Origin of the sequence: Roseateles sp. (genome assembly GCF_965262435.1) — a bacterium.
Classification (GTDB): Bacteria; Pseudomonadota; Gammaproteobacteria; order Burkholderiales; family Burkholderiaceae_C; genus Paucibacter_A.
Map to the genome: position 1 here is coordinate 3,663,748 of NZ_OZ253537.1, position 15,481 is coordinate 3,679,228.

Here is a 15,481-nt window from a genome sequence, read left to right on the forward strand (position 1 = left end):
GCGGCTTCGCTGAACGGCGCCAGGCGCTGCGCGCCATGGGCAGCCTGGCCCTGATCTTGCGCGCCCTGCCCGCGGGTGCGGCTGCGGCCGCCCACGCCGGCAGCAATATCGTCGCCGTGCGGGTCTGGCCGGCCGAGGCCTACACCCGGGTGACGCTGGAGTCCGACCGGTCCCTGGCCGCGACCCATTTTCTGGTGGAGGCCCCCGATCGCTTGGTCATCGATGTCGACGGCCTGGAGCTGAGCCCCAATCTGCGCGGCCTGCTGGGCAAAGTCAAGGCCGATGACCCCTTCATCGCCGGTGTGCGCGTCGGTCAGAACACGCCGCGCGTGGTACGCATCGTGCTGGACCTCAAGCAGCCGGTGGCGCCGCAGATCTTCACCTTGGCGCCGGTGGCGGCCTACCAGCACCGCCTCGTCTTCGACCTCTACCCCAAGGTGGCGGTCGACCCCTTGCTGGCCCTGATCAAGGACAAGGTCCAGGCCGAGCGAGAGGCGGCGCAGTCGGTGCAAGATGCGCTCGGCGACCTGATCGCCAAGCTCGACAAGCCCGATCTGAATGCCCAGACCTCGGCCAAACCTGGCGCCAGCGCAGCGTCGTCGCCGCAGCAGCAGAACACACCCGCACCGACGCCGACGCTGCCAGCGGCAGCGCCGTCCGAGCCCTCTCAGGCCAAACTCGATCGCTTGATCGTGATCGCCCTGGACCCGGGCCATGGTGGCGAAGACCCCGGAGCCATCGGCCCCAGCGGATTGCGCGAGAAAGATGTGGTGCTGGCGATTGCCCAGCAGCTGCGCGATCGGCTGAACCGCAACCCCAATATGCGGGTGCTGCTGACCCGCGAGGGCGACTACTTCGTGCCCTTGCAGCAGCGGGTGCAGAAGGCGCGCCGAGTGCAAGCCGACCTGTTCGTATCCATCCATGCCGATGCCTTCTTCACGCCCAAGGCGCGCGGCGCCTCGGTGTTTGCACTCAGCGACGGGGCGGCCAGCAGCCAGGCCGCCAAATGGATGGCCAGCCGCGAAAACGCCGCCGATCTGGTCGGTGGGGTCAATGCTGCGGTCAAAGATGCCAGCGTGCTCAAGGCCATGCTGGACATGAGCACCACGGCCCAGATCAAGGACAGCCTCAAGCTCGGCAGCGAGGTGCTGGGCCAGATCGGCCGCGTCGGTACCTTGCACAAGCGTCGGGTCGAACAGGCCGGCTTTGCGGTGCTCAAGGCGCCCGATGTGCCGTCTATCCTGGTGGAGACGGCCTTCATCTCCAACCCCGAGGAAGAGGCCAAGCTGCGCGATGCCGACTACCAGGCCAAACTGGTCGAGGCCCTGGCCACTGGCATCGCCCGTTACTTCGCCAAGAACCCGCCGCTGGCGCGGCACCGCGCGTTGAGCTGAAAACCTGCAGGCCGCTGGCTTCGCTCGCAAGGGTAAACATCAATGTCGGAAAACTTGGCGTTCACGGGCTAGCCGATTGAAAGGGGCCCGTGCCTGCTGAACTTGCTGCGCATGGCGTGGTTCTTGCATGTTTGGATTTGTGCACTAAGTCACAGTCTTAAAACAACGGAGATCTCCCGATGAAACACAGCAGCTTCCAACTCAAGCATGTCAGCGCCGGCGTGCTGGCCTTGTTGTCCGGCCTCGCCATGGCGGCTCCGGTGGTGGTCGGCAATATGACGGACGGCCAGATCCGCCTGACCGCCGATTACGCCCTTCCCAGCAGCGGCAGCAGCGTGGACGGCATGGCCATCGAACCGCCCAGCATCACCGCCACCGGCGCCGATTTCTATCACAGCCCGAGCACGGCTGAGGGCTCCTTGTTCTTCCATACCTACGGCGATGCCGGCGCGACCAGCTATTTCGGTGCCCGTGTGACCGGCAGCGGCAGCTTCTCGGCCTCGACCAGCACCCGCTACAGCCGCACCTTCACCAACACCACCGGCGTGGCCCAGCTCTTCAACTTCGCCTTCCATGTGGACAGCGGCGAGCTGGGCATTGGTGGTACCGGCCTGGGCTTTGCGGATCTGCTGCTGCAGGTGAGCAAGGACGGCGTGGCCGTGGCCCGTGATCGCACCACGCGCACCCAGGCTGCCGACGGCTCCAGCACCTGCACCAGCGATGACCTGGGCAGCCTGGCCAGCTACATGAGCTGTGGCAGCGAGTACGCCAGCGACGCCGTGTTCAATGTCAGCATGGGCATGATCGGCGTGGGCGAAAGCTTCACCCTGGACTACGACATCGTTGCCACGGTTTCCGGTGATCTGCAGAGTGACGGTGGCGGCTATGGCGATTGCCCGACGCTTGCGGCCAAGGGTGGCCTCGCGCCGGCATTCGAAGGGTGCAACAACGGCGGAGCTGGTTCGGCCACGGCGCGCTCCGGTGACCCGTTTGGTTGGGGCAATCCAAGCAACTTCAACATCAGCCCGACCGCATCCGTCCCGGAGCCGGATACCCTGGCACTGCTGGGCTTGAGCCTGGCCGGACTGGCCGCCACGACGCGCCGTCGCAAGGGCGCGAGCCAAGCCTGATCGGTCAGCGCGACCTGATGCGAGTGCAGCCTGCGCGGCACTCACGGATCGGGTGATTCTTTGGCGGCGCCTGCGGGCGCCGCTTCTCTTGCTGAACTTTGAACCTGTGCCCGCGGCTCCGCTGCCGGGTGCCACCGCCTGATGGCCACGATTGTTTTTGCCTGGGAGCTCGGAGGTGATTACGGTCATCTGTCACGCCTGTTGCCCGTGGCCCTGGCCCTGCGCGAACGGGGTCACCGGCCGGTCTTTGTGCTCCGTGATCTGCTCGGCGCTGAGGCCCTGCTGAGCCCGCATGATGTGCCGGCCCTGCAAGCGCCACTGTGGTTGGGCCGCCTGACCCAGCTGCCCAGTCCGATCAGCTACCCCGAGTTGCTGATGCCCTTCGGCTTTCTCAATCCGCGCGCCCTGACCGGCATCTGTCGGGCCTGGTGCCATCTTCTGGCCCTGATCCAACCCGATCTGCTGGTGCTCGATCACGCGCCAACCGCCCTGCTCGCCACCCGGGGGCTGGGCCTGCCGCGCCTGCATTTCGGCGACGGTTTTTGCATGCCGCCACCAAGCGAGCCCCTGCCGCCCTTTGCCTGGTGGCAGCAGCCGGCGCCGACCGCTCGGCTGCGTGACTCCGAAGCCCATGCCTTGGCCACGGCCAACCAGGTGCTGGCCGCCTTGCAAGCACCGGCGCTCACGGTCTTTGCCGACCTGTTGCACTGCGATGCGCAGGCCTTGTGCAGCTTTGCAGAACTGGACCACTACCCACAGCGTTCCGCGGCGCCGGCGCCCGCGCCGCATTACTTGGGGCCGATCTTCCAGCTCGGACAGGGGCAAGAGCCGCGCTGGCCCGATGGCCCCGGCCCGCGCATCTTTGCCTATCTGAAACCGGGCTACGCGCCTTTGGAACAGGTGCTTCGGGCTTTGCAAGAATTGCCGGCCTCGGTGCTGGCGCATGTGCCTGGCGCTTCGCGCAAGACCTTGGCGCAATTCAGCGGCGGGCGCATGCAGCTCAGCGCTGAGCCCTTGGCCATGGATGCGCTCAGTCGCAGCTGCGATCTGGCACTCAGCCATGGCGGCGCAGGCACCACGGCCGCCATGCTGCTGGCTGGCAAGCCCCTGCTGCTTCTGCCCATGCAGACCGAGCAATGGATGGCGGCGCGGCGGCTTCAGTCGCTGGGGGCTTCAGAAACGCTGTTGGTGGATCAGACCGAGCATCTGCCGCGCCTCCTGCGCCAGATGCTCGACACGGCCCGCTACCGTACGGCGGCCCAGGCCTTTGCCCATGAGCATCGCGACTACCGGCAGCAGGACAGCGTGGCTGCGGTGGTGCAGCAATGCGAGGCCCTGCTTGCTTGCAAACGGCCATTGCAGCCGGAGCCCTGCCGATGAAGCCGCGTGTTCTGCTGCTCACCCGCATCCCGTTCTGGCGCATGGGGGCCGGTGAGCGCACCCGCGTGCTGGCCCTGGTCTGGGTGCTGGGCGCCCATTGCCAGCTGAGCCTGCTCTACCTGGGTGCGCTCCATGCCGACGAATTGAATCTGCTGCGTCGCCTGCGCGTGCAGGCGGCGGTCTATGGCATCCAGGGGCCGGTCAACGAGGCCAGTGAGCGTGAGGCCTTGGTCCGCCTGTGTGCCGCTCAAGACTTTGACGCCTGCATCTTCCAGCGCCTGGCCCTGCATGGCTTGCGCGAGTTCCTGCCGGCCGGTGTGGCCGCCGTGCTGGATACCCATGATCTGGAAAGCCGCGCGGCCGAGTCACGCCGCAGTCAGTCGGTGGCCGTGCACACCACCCTCAGCTTCGAGCAGGAAATGGCCCTGCTGTCGCGATATGAGCGGGTGCTCCTGATCCAGGCCGAGGACCACGGTCTGGTGCAGGCGCGCTTGGGCGAAGCCGCCCTGCTGGCCCCGCATCCAGTGCAGTTCGCTGCCCTGCCGCTGCAGGCCGAGCGCCGGCACCTCGGCTTGGTGGGCAGTGACTGGGCCGCCAATCTCCATGGTCTGGACTGGTTTGCCGACCGGGTCTGGCCCTTGCTCGAAGGCCAGGTCGAAGGCTTGCAAATGCATCTCTACGGCTGGCTCAGCGAGCGCTGGCGCCCCGAATTCAAAGCCTTCCAGCGCCATGGCTTTGTTGCCGATTTCAAGCAGGCCTGGGCCGGCATGGATGTGGCCATCAACCCGGTCCGCTGGGGGGCCGGGCTCAAGATCAAGAGCGTGGAAGCCATGGGCCACGGCCTGCCCCTGGTCAGCACGGCCGAGGGCGCTCGCGGCATGCTTGACGGGGCCGGCACCGCCTTTCTCCTGGCCGATGAGCCGCAGGCCTTTGCAGAGGCCTGCCAAACGTTGCTGCTGCAGCCGCAGCAGCGCGCCGCGCTGGGCGAAGCGGCCCGGCGCTACACCAGCACCTATTTCTCAGCGCAGGCCTGCTTCGGTCCGCTGCTGCGCTGGCTCTACGAGCGGGCACAGCAGCAGAAGGCCAAGCCCTAAGCCTTCAGAGCAATTAGCGCCCCAGCTGGGTCGGCATGGCCGGCGCTTTCTGGCGGTCCGGCGCCTGGTAGGTCTTCAGCCGGCCCAGCACATCGGCGATCGCGGCGTCGAGCTGGCTGTCGCGGCCTTCGTTGACTTGCAGCGGGTTCAGGTCCACGTCCTGGTCCGGCGCCACGCCTTCGTTCTCGATGCGCCACTCGCCGTCCGGCGTGAAGAAGCGGAAGTAAGGCACGACCAGATTGGCGCCGTCGATCAGGCGCGGGTTGTTGGAGATGCCGATCAGGCCGCCCCAGGTGCGCTTGCCGATCAGCGGGCCCAGGCCCAGGCGCTTGAAGGCATAGGGCATGAAGTCGCCGCCGGAGCCGGCGTCTTGGTCGATCAGCATGGCCTTGGGGCCGTAGATGGCGCCACCGGGTGTGTCATGCGTGAGGCCGTCGCGGTCCTTCCAGCTGCCCAACCAAGGCCGGCTCAGCACATCGGTCACATAGTTGGCGGCCTGGCCGCCGCCGTTGCGGCGGTCGTCGAGGATCAGGCCCTGCTTGTCGATCTGGGCGAAGAACATGCGGTTGAAGTGCTGGAAACCATCACCACCGGTGTCGGGCATGTAGACGTAGGCGATCTTGCCGCCGGACTGCCGGTCGACATAGGCGCGGTTGCGTTCGATCCAGTCCCAGCGGCGCAGGCCGGCTTCGTCGGCGATCGGCACGACGGTGATCACGCGACTGGCACCGGCCTTGTCTGCGGCCGAGGCGCTGCTGCTACTGCTGACAGTCAGCTGTACCTGCTTGCCGACGCTGTTCTCCAGCAGGGCATGCACATTGCTTTTCGCATCGAGGGCCCGGCCGTCAACGGCCAGCAGCCAGTCGCCGTCCTTGACGCCCAGGCCCGGCGCGGCCAAGGGTGCTTTCAGGAAGGGGTTCCAACGGTCGCCGCGGTAGATCTTGGCCAGTCGCACGCGGCCGTCCGGCTCCGCGCGCAAGTCGGCGCCGAGCAGGCCCACGGGCACGGCTTTCTCCTGGTGCACATCGCCGCCGCCGACGCGGTTGTGGCCGACCTGCATCTCGCCGATCATTTCGACCAGCAAATCATTGAGGTCCTCGCGGCGCTGCACATGGTCCAGCAAAGGCAGGTAGCGGCGGTAGACCTCGTCCCAGTCCAGGCCATGCAGCTTGGGATCGTAGAAGTAGGCGCGTTCCATCCACCAGACCTCATCGAAGATCTGTCGCCATTCGGCCCGCGCATCGACGCGCGCGCTCAGCCCGCTCATATCGATGGACTTGGCCTCCAGCTTCTCGCCGGCATCGGCGATCTCGAGCTTGCCCTTGGCTCCGACCAACAGCAGTTTCTTGCCATCGCCGCTGAGGCTGATGGCCTGCACGCCGGCGCGCAGCTGCTTGCTCTCGCGCTCCTTGAAATCAAAGCGGAACAGCTCCGCCTCATTGCCGGCCTCTGCGTTCTCGGGCGGCTCGCCGCTGGCACCGCGCTGGCGGCGCTGCAAGTAAAACAAGGCGCCATCGGCGGCCACGGCCAGGGAGTCGTAATTGCGCTCCGCCACCGGCAGGCCGACGATGCGCTGGTCCAGGCCCTCGAGGTCGATGCGGACCGGCTTGCTGTCCGCCTTGGCCTCTTCCTTCTTCGGAACATCTTTTTTGGGCGCGTCTGTCTTGGCGGCGTCCTTGCTCGCCTCGTCCTTCTTGGGCAGCTCTTCATCGCCGCTGCGCGGCAAGAGCGGCGACTTGCCATCGGCCGCCAGCACGGCGACAAACAGGCCGGCGCGCAGGGGGCGGTCCTGGGTGCTCATATCGAGGCCGACCTGGCTGGGGCCGGAATTGACCGAGGCGGTGAAGTAGAGGTAGTCCTGAGCGGCGAACTGCGGGTTGTCGGCATGGCTGAGGCCATCGCTCAAGGCGACATCCCGGCCGCCTTGCAGCTCATGCAGACGGATCTGGGAGAAATGATTGGCCGCCCGCACGGTGTAAGCCAGCCAGCGGCTGTCGCTGGAATAGCTGACCTTGAAGTTGGCCCGGCGCGGGCTGCTGCCGATGCGTTGGCTGCTGCCGGTCTGGCCGCTGGCGTCCAGTTTCAGCGCATAGAGATTGAGGTGGTTGTCCTGGTAGGCCAGGCTCCGGCCGTCCGGTGCCCAGGCCAGCAAGGTGTAGTAGGTCGACGCCGCTTGGGGCTTCTCGCCGGGCAGGCCGAGCGCGATGGCACGCGGCTGGTCCAAACCCGTGGCCGCGCGCAGCATCAGCTGGTGGGTGAAGCCCGGCGCTTCCGAAAGATAGGCCACGCGCTGGCCGTCCGGGCTCCAGAGTGCGTCCTTCTCGCGCACGCCGGCGCTCTGGGTCAGCTTGCGGATCGAGCCGTCCTTAACCGGCACCGTGTACACATCACCGCGAGCGCTGACCAGCACACGCTTGCCGGTGCTGGACAGCTGGGCCGAGCTGATCTGGCGGCTGGCGTCGCGCCACTGCTCACGCGTCTGCGGCGCCTGCGCCTGCAGCTGAATGGCGAGCGTCTGGCCCTTGCCGCTGGGCAGGTCCAGGCTCTTGAGCTGGCCGCCCACCTCGTAGACCAGCTGGCCGTCGCGGGCCGCCACGCTGCGCACATCCCAGACCCGCTCTTGGGTCAGCTGGCGCAAGGCCTTTGTCTTGGGGTGAAAGGCGAAGAGATTGGCGGCATGGCCGTCGCGGTCGGAAATGAACACGACTTCCTCGCCCAGCCAGACCGGGTTGCTGTCGCTGGCGTTCTCGTGCGGAACCTGCTGCCAGGTCTTCTTGACGGGATCGATGATCCAGATCGGCGGCGTCGTGCCGCCGCGGTGCAGGCGCCAGCCGGCCGTGTTGCCATGGGCGCCGCGGTAGGGGCGGTAGGCCAGGCGCTGGCCGTCGGGCGACCAGCTGCCTTCAAAGGCCACGGCCTCCATGATCTTGCGCTCGGCTCCGCCCTGCAGCGGCACTTCGTAGAGCTGATTGCTGCGGTTGTTGGCCACCTCGCGGGCCGAGGCAAACAGCACGCGCTGGCCGTCGGTGCTCCAGCCATTGACCACATCGGCGCCCGGGTGCCAGCTCAGGCGACGGGGCTGGCCGCCGCTGGACGGCATGACATAGACATCGGTGTTGCCGTCGTAGCTGGCCGAATAGGCAAGCCAGCGGCCGTCGGGCGAAAAACTGGGCGCGAACTCGGCGGCCGCATGCTGGGTGAGCTGGCGCGCGTTGCGGCCCTGGCGGTCACTGACCCAAATATCGCCGGCCCAGACAAAGGCCAGCTGATCGGCCGACATGCTGGGTTGATGCAGCAGGCGGCTGGGTTCGGCCGCCCGGGCCGGGCTGGCCAGGCTGGCCATGAGCAGCGAAGTCGCCAGGGCGATGGCGGGTGACACGCGAGAGTTCATGGCAACAGGCTTTCGAAGAAGAAGAACAAGAGATGGCGTGGGGGCGCTCAGCCCTGCGCCTTGGCTGAGCGCGCTTTCAGGCCGCCGGCAATGGCGATCAGGCCGGGGATCAGAATCATGGCCCAGATGATCTTGGAAAAATTCGCCTGCACCCAGGCCAGGTTGCCAAAGGCGTAGCCGAGCAAGGTGATGCCCAGCACCCAGAGCAGGGCGCCGCCGACGTTGTAGGCCGTGAACTTGGCCCGGCTCATGGCCGCCACGCCAGCCACAAAGGGCGCGAAGGTGCGCACGAATGGCATGAAACGGGCCACCACGATGGTGATGCCGCCGTGGCGCTCGTAGAACTCATGGGCCGCGTCAAATGCGCGCCGGTTGAAAAAGCGCGACTGTTCCCACTGGAAGACCTTGGGGCCGAAATAGCGCCCGATCATGTAGTTGCACTGGTCGCCCAGAATGGCCGCGACCAGCATCACCACCAGCACCGTGGGCAGATTGATCAGGCCCGCTCCGCAGAGCGCACCGACGACGAAGAGCAAGGAGTCGCCGGGCAGGAAAGGCATCACTACCACCCCGGTCTCGACAAAGAGAATCAGGAACAGCAGGGCATAGACCCAGGCGCCGTAAGTCGCCACAAAAGCGGCGATGTGCTTGTCCACATGGACGATGAAGTCGATCAAGAAGCTGAGGAATTCCATGGCGGCGGATTATGCGGGCGCTTGATGACCGCTGCGAAGCTCGAAGCGCCGTGCGCCGGGTCAGAATCAGCGCACTACAGTCCCGCTGCCAACTTGCACCCCATGAATTCTCTGACCTGGATCCCCGTGAACGGCGCCCAGCTGCCCTGCCTGCTCTTGCGCCATGCCAGCTCCAGCCTGCCGCCGCTGGTGTTTTTGCATGCCGGCGTCTGCGACCACCGGCTCTGGCTGCAGCAGCTGCAGGCCTTTGCGGTCGAGCGCACCGTGCTGGCCTATGACCGCCGCGGCTATGGCCAGGCTCGGATCGAAGCGGCTGGCGAGTATTCCCATCTGTCCGATTTGTGGGCCGTGCTCGACGCAGTTGGCTTGAGCCGGGCGGTGCTGGTGGGCTGCTCCCTGGGCGGGCGCCTGGCTCTGGAAGCGGCGCTGGACCGGCCCGAACGCGTGGCCGGACTCTTTCTGGTGGCGCCGGCGGTCACCGGAGGGCCGACTCCTGAGCTCAGCGAACGCGAGCTGGCCATGGACGCCGCTGCCGACGCCGCCATGGACGCCGGTGATCTGGCAGGCGCCAACCGGGCCCTGGCCGCCTTGTGGCTCGATGGCCCCAGCAGCGCCGAGGGCCGCGTCGGCGGCGCCGCCCGCGCCCTGTTTCTGGACATGGACGAACGCATGCTGCGCGCCACGCCGCCCGGCACAGCGCTCGAGGCCCCGGCCATCTGGCCGCACCTGGAGCACATCAGCGCGCCCAGCGAGCTGCTCTGGGGTGACTTGGACCTCGGCTACTTTTTTCCGCGCTGCGAGGCCATGGTGACTCGCATGGCCGGCGCCCGCCGCACCGTGCTGCCGGGCGTGGCCCACCTGCCCTCGCTGGAAGCCCCCGAGGCTTTCAACACGGCTTTGGCCGCCTTCCTTGCCACCCTGCCGTCTTGAGGGCCCGCCCCTTCTTACAATAGGCGCATGGATGTATCCGCCCCCGAGCCTTTCTTGTCTGCTGCACCGGCCCTGCCCTCGGCTCCGCGCCGCGCCATCCGCGAACTCCCCGATGAACTGATCAGCCAGATCGCCGCCGGCGAGGTGGTGGAGCGCCCGGCCTCGGTCGTGCGCGAGTTGGTGGACAACGCGCTCGACGCCGGCGCCGCGCAGATCCAGGTCAAGCTGATGGCCGGCGGCGTGCGCGCCATCGTGGTGGAAGACGACGGCCTGGGCATCCCGGTCGAAGAGCTGCCGCTGGCGCTCAAGCGCCATGCCACCAGCAAGATCCGCTCCTTGGACGAGTTGGAGTCCGTGGCCACCATGGGTTTTCGCGGCGAGGCCCTGGCCGCCATTTCCTCGGTGGCCGAGATGGCGGTGGCCAGCCGCTTCGAAGGCGCGGCCCATGCCCACCGCCTGGATGCCCGCTCGGGCGAGTTGGTGCCGGCCGCCCGCTCGCGTGGCACCAGCGTGGAGGTGCGCGAGCTCTTCTTCAGCACGCCGGCGCGGCGCAAATTCTTGAAGACCGACGCCACCGAGCTCGCGCACTGCGTGGAGTCGGTGCGCCGCCATGCCCTGGCCCGGCCCGATGTCGGCTTCACCGTCTGGCATGAGGGCAAGCTGGTCGAACAATGGCGTGCCGGCAGCTCTGAAGCGCGCTTGGCCGATGTACTGGGCACCGAGTTCATGGCCGAAAGCCGCGCGGTCTATGCCGAGAGCGGCCCGCTGCGCATCTACGGACGCGCCGGCCTGCCCGAGGCCGCGCGCAGCCGCGCCGACATGCAGTACGTCTATGTCAACGGCCGCTATGTGCGGGACAAGCTGATTGCGCACGGCATCCGCTCGGCGTACGAAGACGTGCTGCACGGCCACCGCCAGCCCTGCTATGTGCTGTTCATCGAGATCGCGCCCGACCGGGTTGATGTCAATGTGCACCCGACCAAGATCGAAGTTCGTTTCCGTGACGGCCGCGAGATGCACCAGAAGGTGCGCTATGCGGTGCAGGACGCGCTGGCGGCTTCGCGTTCGGCCGAGCCCGCCGTGAGCGAGGCGCTGGTGGCTCAGTCGGCCGCCGCCGAGGTGCCCGGCCATCGCCCGGCACCCGGTTCGCCGCCGGTTTGGTTCAATGCCCCGGCCGCCGCTGCCGCGCGGGCCGAGGAAGCCCAGGCGCCGCTCTACAGCGGCACGCCCAGCTGGCGCAGCAACAGCCAGGCCTCGCTGGGCCTGGCCGAAGTGGCGGCGCTGTACGGCCAAAGTGTGCCGGCCCAGGCAAGACCTGGCCCTCAGCCTATCCAGCAGGCGCCCGCTCCGCTTTCTCCTTTGCCTGACCACGACTGGCCGCTCGGCCGGGCCATCGCTCAGATCCAGGGCGTCTATGTGCTGGCCGAGAACGCCCAGGGCCTGGTCATCGTCGACATGCATGCCGCCCACGAGCGCGTGGTCTACGAGCGCCTGAAAGCCAGCCTCGGTGCTGCGGCGATTGAATCGCAACCGCTCTTGATCCCGGTCACCTTTGCCGCCACGGCCCAGGAAATCGCCACGGCCGAAGCGCATGGCGAGGCCTTGAACCGCCTGGGCCTCGATGTGGCGCCGCTGTCGGCCAAGATGCTGGCGGTGCGGGCACGCCCGGCGGCCCTGGCCGGCGGCGATGTCGTGGAACTGGCGCGCGGCGTGCTGGCCGAGCTGGCCCAGTTCGACGCCAGCCATGCAATCGAGCGCGCCCAGCACGAGATCCTGGCCACCATGGCCTGCCACGGCGCCGTGCGCGCCAACCGCCAGCTCAGCCTGGACGAAATGAATGCCTTGTTGCGTGATATGGAGCGCACCGAGCGCGCCGATCAGTGCAATCATGGCCGCCCGACCTGGCGCCAGCTCAGCATGCGCGAGCTCGACGCCCTTTTCCTGCGTGGGCGCTGAGGCCTTTTGGCAGCGCAGCCCACGATCGCTCTTTTCTCTTTGACGGAAACCCGGAGGCACCATGGCCACTTTGAAACTCAACAAGAAGACTGCAGGCCCGCCCGGTTCCAGCAACAAACGCAATGCCGATGGCGAACGGCGCGCGCCGATCCGCGGCAAGGGCGTGTCGCGCCCGCGCCAGAGCCTGGAGGCTGCCAAGACCGAGCGCGAGCAACGCCAGGCCCAGTTCGAGCAGCGCCGCGGCGAGCAAGACCGGCCCGGTCGCCCGCCCGAGCGAGCCAGTTTTGATCGCCCGCGTGGCGACCGCCCGGCGCCCCAGGGCGGCGGCTATCAAGGCGGCCCCGGCCGCGGCGGCCCGGGCCAACAGCGCCCGCCCGCACGCGACGGCTGGCGCAATGAGGGCCCACGGTTCGAGAGCCGGCACGAGGGTCGCAATGAAGGCCGCGGTGATGGCCGCGGTGATGGTCGTGGTGAGGGTCGCAATGAGGGCCAGCGCTTCGATCCGCGCGGCGGCCCGCAAGGCCGGCCGGACTATCGCGATCAACGCGACCCGCGCGATTCACGTGATTCACGCCCGCAAGGTGGCGGCGGTGGCGGTTATGGCCGCGACGAGCAGCGCCCGCGCTTCGACGACCGCCGCCCCGCCTATGGGCAAGGTCAGGGGCAAGGTCAGGGCCAGGGCCAACAGCGCCCCCAATCGGGCTACAACCAATCTCAGCAACAACGTCATCCGAGCGAGCGCGGCGGCCCCGGCCCGCGTGAAGACCGTTGGCAAGGCCAGCGGCCCAGCTATGCGCAGGAGCCGCGCCGCGATGGTGACTTTGGCGGTGGCCGCGAAGCCAACCGTGAGGGCTACCGTGAACCTCGTCAGGACCAGCGCCGCGCCAGTGGCCCGCGCTCTGGTTTCGGCCAGGGGCCCCGGCCTGATGGCCAACAGAACAACCAGCAGTACGGCCAGCAGAACAGCCGGCCAAACGCCGCCCAGCACCGTGCAGGCGAGCAACTGCCCGCCCATCTGCGCGAAGCGGCTGCCAAGCTGCGTCGCCAGCTCGACGAAGGCGATGACGGCGACGACCGCGACGATGTGTTCGTTGACGCCAACAGCGAAGGCCTGCGCCTGTCCAAGCACATGGGCGTGCTGGGCCTGGCCTCGCGCCGCGAAGCCGATGAATGGATTGCCGCCGGCTGGGTGCGCGTCGACGGCAAGCTGGCCGTGCTCGGCCAACGTGTCGCGCCCGACGTCAAGATCGAGATCGACCCGCTGGCCCACAAAGAGCAGGCCAAGCGCGTCACCATCCTTTTGCACAAGCCCATCGGTTATGTCTCCGGCCAGGCCGAAGACGGCTATGAGCCGGCCTCCGTGCTGGTCAAGACAGACACCCATTGGACCGAGGACAGCTCCGGCATCAAGTACCACATCGGCCACACCCGCGGCCTGGCCCCAGCCGGCCGCCTGGACATCGACTCCACCGGCTTGCTGGTGCTGACGCAAGACGGTCGCATCGCCAAGCTGCTGATCGGTGAGGATTCGTCCATCGAGAAGGAATACCTGGTGCGGGTCGAGTACCAGGGCCGCGACGGCATCAAGAGCGAAGACGGCCGCCTGCCGGCCGAGGACCTGGCCCTGCTCAACCATGGCCTGGAGCTCGACGGGGTCAAGCTGAAGCCGGCCAAGGTCAGCTGGCAGAACGAAGATCAGCTGCGCTTTGTGCTGCGCGAGGGCCGCAAGCGCCAGATTCGCCGCATGTGCGAGCAGGTCGGCCTCAAGGTGGTGGGACTGAAGCGTGTGCGCATTGGCCGCATCAATCTGGGCAATCTGCCGGTCGGCCAGTGGCGCTTCCTGACGCCTTGGGAGCGTTTCGACTGATGACGGCCCAGGCTTTTTCTCGCTTTCACCGGCCCATCTGCATCGCCGGGCCGACCGGTTCGGGCAAGACGGCGGCGGCCCTGGCCGCGGCCGAGTTCCTGCCGGTCGAGATCATCAGCGTCGATTCGGCCCTGGTGTACTGCGGCATGGACATCGGCACGGCCAAGCCGACGCGGGCCGAGCTCGCGTCCGTGCCCCACCATCTGATCGATGTCATCGAGCCGACCGAGGCCTATTCGGCCGCGCAGTTCGTGGCTTCGGCGCGGCGCTTGAGCGATGAGATCCTGGCGCGCGGCCATCTGCCCTTGCTGGTCGGCGGCACCATGCTGTATTTCAAGGCCTTGTTCGACGGCCTCAGTGAGATGCCGCAAGCCGATGAAGGCCTGCGCCGCGAGATTGATGAGCGCGCCGCCCGGCTCGGTTGGCCGGCCTTGCACGAGGAGCTGGCAAGACTTGACCCCGCCACGGCTGCGCGCCTGGCGCCGCTCGATTCCCAGCGCATCCAGCGCGCGCTCGAGGTCTGCCAGCTGGCTGGCCGGCCGATGAGCGAGCTGCACCAGCAGCGCAGCGAGGGGGTCGATTGGCCCTTGATCTCGCTGGAGCCGAGCGACCGTGCCTGGCTGCATCGCCGCCTTGACCAGCGCTTCGAGCAAATGCTGAAGGACGGCCTGGTCGAGGAAGTGAAAGCCCTGCGCGCGCGCGGCGACCTGAGCCTGGACCTGCCGTCCATGCGCTGCGTCGGCTACCGCCAAAGCTGGGAGGCACTGGACAGCGGCGATTTCAGCAGCCTGGCCGAGCGCGGCAGCGCCGCCACGCGCCAGCTGGCCAAACGCCAGATCACCTGGCTGCGCAGCATGCCGCAGCGCCAGATCGTGGCCTGCGATCACCCGCAAGCGCAGATCCAGGTGCTGGCTCTGCTGCAAAAAATCTTGCAGGCCGAGGCCGCGGAGCCCGTGGCCGCGGAGCCTGTGACATGACCGAGCTGCCGCTGCTGCTGGCCCGGGGCATTGCCAAGAGCTATGGCGCCACGCCGGTGTTCGCCGGCATCGACCTGCTCTTGCGGCGCGGCGAGCTGGTCGCCTTGCTGGGCGAATCGGGCTCGGGCAAAAGCACTTTGCTGAACTGCCTGGCCGGCCTGGACGAGGTGGACGCCGGCAGCATCCAGCTGCTGGGCCAGAACCTGGGCAGCATGAACGAAGGCGAGCGCGCCCGTCTGCGCCGAACTCAGCTCGGCTTTGTGTTCCAGGCCTTCCATGTCTTGCCCTATCTGAACGTGCGCGACAACGTTGCCCTGCCGCTTTTGCTGCTGCAGCGGCCCGACGCGGCCCGGGTGCAGGAGATGCTGGAGGCGGTGAGCCTCGGCCATCTGGCCGAGCGCCTGCCGCGCCAGCTCTCGGGCGGCCAACTGCAGCGGGTGGCGATTGCCCGGGCGCTGGTGCACAAGCCGGCCCTGGTGCTGGCCGATGAGCCGACCGGCAATCTGGACAGCCGCAGTGCCAGCGCCGTGCTTGATCTGCTGCTCGACCAGGTCCATGCCCAGGGCGCAGCCTGCTTGCTGGTCACGCACTCCGAGCGGGCCGCCGAGCGGGCCGACCGTTGCCTGCGCCTGGAAGACCTGATGATGAGCGCCGCGTCGCCTTGACC

General features: G+C 67.7%; 11 protein-coding genes. 9 read left to right on the forward strand and 2 right to left on the reverse strand.

Annotated features, from left to right (window positions below; translation table 11 throughout):
• Window positions 1–35: 35 nt before the first annotated feature.
• The 4 genes from ACQY39_RS15775 (at window position 36) to ACQY39_RS15790 (ending at window position 4,998) form a co-directional block, all read left to right on the forward strand.
• A complete protein-coding gene (locus ACQY39_RS15775) occupies window positions 36–1,394 on the forward strand; it encodes an N-acetylmuramoyl-L-alanine amidase (RefSeq protein ID WP_428510848.1) in 1,359 nt (452 codons plus the stop codon).
• 179 nt (window positions 1,395–1,573) lie between these two features.
• Window positions 1,574–2,524: a PEP-CTERM sorting domain-containing protein gene (locus ACQY39_RS15780; RefSeq protein WP_428507780.1), complete on the forward strand. Its 951-nt coding sequence runs from the start codon at window positions 1,574–1,576 to the stop codon at window positions 2,522–2,524.
• Between the two features lie 141 nt (window positions 2,525–2,665).
• Complete coding sequence (locus ACQY39_RS15785) at window positions 2,666–3,904, forward strand: glycosyltransferase (protein WP_428507782.1); 1,239 nt, start codon at window positions 2,666–2,668, stop codon at window positions 3,902–3,904.
• Window positions 3,901–4,998: a glycosyltransferase family 4 protein gene (locus ACQY39_RS15790; RefSeq protein WP_428507784.1), complete on the forward strand. Its 1,098-nt coding sequence runs from the start codon at window positions 3,901–3,903 to the stop codon at window positions 4,996–4,998. Before ACQY39_RS15785 ends, ACQY39_RS15790 begins: the two co-directional genes overlap by 4 nt.
• A gap of 13 nt (window positions 4,999–5,011) precedes the next feature.
• On the opposite strand, the gene ACQY39_RS15795 is transcribed toward ACQY39_RS15790, so the two are convergent.
• A complete protein-coding gene (locus tag ACQY39_RS15795) occupies window positions 5,012–8,389 on the reverse strand; it encodes a S41 family peptidase (RefSeq protein WP_428507786.1) in 3,378 nt (1,125 codons plus the stop codon).
• A 47-nt stretch (window positions 8,390–8,436) separates the two neighbouring features.
• Window positions 8,437–9,084: a DedA family protein gene (locus ACQY39_RS15800; protein WP_428507788.1), complete on the reverse strand. Its 648-nt coding sequence runs from the start codon at window positions 9,082–9,084 to the stop codon at window positions 8,437–8,439.
• Window positions 9,085–9,186: 102 nt separating this feature from the next.
• Between ACQY39_RS15800 and ACQY39_RS15805 the strand changes: the two genes are divergently transcribed.
• The 5 genes from ACQY39_RS15805 to ACQY39_RS15825 all read left to right on the forward strand — a co-directional run bounded on the left by ACQY39_RS15805 (window position 9,187) and on the right by ACQY39_RS15825 (window position 15,479).
• Window positions 9,187–10,014: an alpha/beta fold hydrolase gene (locus tag ACQY39_RS15805; RefSeq protein ID WP_428507790.1), complete on the forward strand. Its 828-nt coding sequence runs from the start codon at window positions 9,187–9,189 to the stop codon at window positions 10,012–10,014.
• Between the two features lie 27 nt (window positions 10,015–10,041).
• Complete coding sequence (mutL, locus tag ACQY39_RS15810; RefSeq protein ID WP_428507792.1) at window positions 10,042–11,970, forward strand: DNA mismatch repair endonuclease MutL; 1,929 nt, start codon at window positions 10,042–10,044, stop codon at window positions 11,968–11,970.
• 61 nt (window positions 11,971–12,031) lie between these two features.
• Window positions 12,032–13,837, forward strand: a complete 1,806-nt coding sequence (locus ACQY39_RS15815; protein WP_428507794.1) for a pseudouridine synthase — start codon at window positions 12,032–12,034, stop codon at window positions 13,835–13,837.
• Window positions 13,837–14,814 carry a tRNA (adenosine(37)-N6)-dimethylallyltransferase MiaA gene (gene miaA / locus ACQY39_RS15820; protein ID WP_428507796.1) on the forward strand — a complete coding sequence of 326 codons (978 nt, stop codon included), beginning with the start codon at window positions 13,837–13,839 and terminating at the stop codon, window positions 14,812–14,814. Before ACQY39_RS15815 ends, miaA begins: the two co-directional genes overlap by 1 nt.
• The gene (locus ACQY39_RS15825; protein ID WP_428507798.1) at window positions 14,811–15,479 is read left to right on the forward strand and encodes an ABC transporter ATP-binding protein; all 669 of its coding nucleotides are present in this window, start codon (window positions 14,811–14,813) and stop codon (window positions 15,477–15,479) included. The genes miaA and ACQY39_RS15825 overlap by 4 nt, the downstream gene beginning before the upstream one ends.
• Window positions 15,480–15,481 lie beyond the last annotated feature (2 nt).